This is a genomic window from Mesorhizobium sp. M7A.F.Ca.US.014.04.1.1 (assembly GCF_003998745.1).
GTDB classification, from domain to species: Bacteria; Pseudomonadota; Alphaproteobacteria; order Rhizobiales; family Rhizobiaceae; genus Mesorhizobium; species Mesorhizobium ciceri.
Window position 1 is genome coordinate 1 of the sequence record NZ_RZRW01000740.1, and the last position, 2460, is coordinate 2460.

General features: G+C 64.8%; 2 protein-coding genes. Both read left to right on the forward strand.

The window, feature by feature from the left end; genetic code table 11:
- Window positions 1-1704, forward strand: a 1704-nt coding sequence (locus EOA22_RS30820) for an ABC transporter ATP-binding protein/permease (protein WP_164756070.1), incomplete at its 5' end; no start/stop codon positions are given.
- An 83-nt stretch (window positions 1705-1787) separates the two neighbouring features.
- Window positions 1788-2460, forward strand: a 673-nt coding sequence (locus EOA22_RS30825) for a DUF1194 domain-containing protein (RefSeq protein WP_164756072.1), incomplete at its 3' end; no start/stop codon positions are given.

A 2460-nucleotide genomic window follows, 5' to 3' on the forward strand; every position in this document is an offset into this window, starting at 1 on the left:
TGGTTGCTGTGGACATCGGTCGGCATCATGGCCGTGATCATCGCAACGTCGATCGGCCAGGTTCTGCTCAACCGCTGGAACCAGCCTTTCTACGATGCGCTTGCCCGCCGCAACATGGCGGCCTTTTTGCACCAGCTCCTCGTCTTCGCGGCCATAGCCGGGGGACTTCTGGTGCTCAATATCGGCCAGACCTGGCTCAACCAGATGATCAGGCTCAAGCTGCGCGAGGCGCTGACGCTGGATCTGATCGATCAATGGATGCGGCCGGCGCGCGCCTTCCGTCTGGCCAATGCCGGCGCCATCGGCGTCAATCCCGACCAGCGCATGCAGCAGGACGCCGCGCATCTGTCCGATCTGTCAACCGATCTCGGCGTCGGCCTGCTGCAGTCGTGCATCCTGCTCGTGTCCTTCGTCGGCGTGCTGTGGGAGCTGTCCTCGGGCTTCGTGTTCCACATCGGCGGGACCTCGCTGGCCATACCGGGCTACATGGTCTGGGCCGCCATCCTTTACGCCGGCATCGCCTCCTGGCTGAGTTGGCTGGTCGGGCGGCCGCTCATCCGCCTGAACAGCGACCGCTATACACGCGAAGCCGAGCTGCGCTCCTCGATGGTGCGCGTCAACGAGAATGTCGATGCCATCGCGTTGTATCATGGCGAGGCCGACGCCAGGCGGCGGCTCGAACTCGATCTCGGCACGGTGCTGGGCGCCATGCGGCGCATCTACACCGCCCAGATCAACCTGTCCTGGGTGACCGACACCTATGGCTGGATCACCGTCGTGGCGCCCATACTGGTTGCTTCGCCTGTCTATTTCTCAGGTGATATCAGCTTTGGCGGGCTGATGATGGCGGTCGGCGCATTCAACCAGGTCCACTCCTCCTTGCGCTGGTTCATCAACAACATCGGCAGCATTGCCGATTGGCGCGCCACGCTGATGCGCGTGGCCGATTTCCGCATCGCGCTCGATGAAACCGATGCGTTGCACGACACCGAAAAGCGCATCGCCTTCGGCCAAAACGTCAGTGGCAGCCTGACTTTCGAGAAGCTCGAAGTGGCCTCGCCGGAGGGCTGCACCAGGCTCGCCGACCCGCATGTCGAAATCCGCCCCGGCGAGCGCGTCATGATCACCGGCGATCCCGGTGCGGGCAAGACGCTGTTCTTTCGTGCCATTGCCGGCCTGTGGCCATGGGGAAGCGGCCGGATCGGCCTGCCGGCGGGAGAAACCCCCATATTCGTGCCGCGCGTGCCTTATTTTCCGGTCGGCACATTGCGCGAAGTCCTCGATCACCCGAACGGCCCCGCGCCGGCGGACGATGCCGACATTTCGGCGGTGCTGGCCGAGGTCGGTCTGGGACGGCTATCCTCATCGCTCGACCGCGCCGGGCGTTGGGACCATGAGTTGGGCGATGACGAACAGCGCTCGCTGGCCTTCGCCAGGCTCGCGTTGCGGCAGCCGAAATGGGTGATCATCGACGAGGCGCTGGATGCATTCGACGGCCCATCGCTAAGACGCGTGCTGTCGATGCTCGAGAAGCGTTTGCCGGCGACAGCGATCCTCAACATCGGGCGCGGCCAGCACAACGACCACTTCTTCCCGCGCGCGTTGACGATCGTCAAGGATTCCGGTGCGCCAGCGCTGAAGCCCGCCCGCGTCAGAGCCGGCGCGATCGAACCGCCGCCAGTCGCCGCCCGCGGCAAGAAATGACCTGATATCCGGACGGGGAAGCAAAGCTTTATTTTGCCGTGATCGCGAGGGAAGCTCTTCGGGAGAACAACCTGGCGACGGCCATGCTTGATGCTCTGCGCCTGCTTGCCTGTCTTGCCTGCGCCCAGGCTGCCCCCGCCGCCTCGCCGCGGGATGCGCTCGCCGTCGACGTCGAGCTGGTGCTGGCAGTCGACATCTCGCTGTCGATGGACGAGAAGGAGTTCGCGCTGCAGCGCGCCGGTTATGTCGAGGCGCTGCGGCATCCCGACTTCATCAAGGCTGTCCGCGCCGGCGCCACGGGCCGCATAGCGCTGACCTATTTCGAGTGGGCCGGCACGGTGCGCGACGACGCGGTCATCGGCTGGCAGATCATCGATAGTGCCGAGAGCGCCAACAGCTTTGCCGACGAGGTCGCGGCGCGTCCGTTCCGCAGCTTTCGCGGCACTTCGATTTCCGGCGCGCTGGCCTTCGGTGCCGAGCTTTTCGACCGCACGTCTTTCCAGGGCGAACGTAGCGTCATCGACATTTCGGGCGACGGACCGAACAATATCGGACCGCCAGTCACCGCGACGCGTGATGCGGCGACTGCCAAAGGCATCGTCGTCAACGGCCTGCCGATCCTGATCAGCCCGTCGCCCACCTTCAGCCATCTCGACCAGTATTACGCGCAATGCGTGACCGGCGGGCCCGGTTCCTTCGTGCTGCCCATCTATGCCGCCGCGGAGTTTTCGACAGCCATCCGGCGCAAGCTGATCC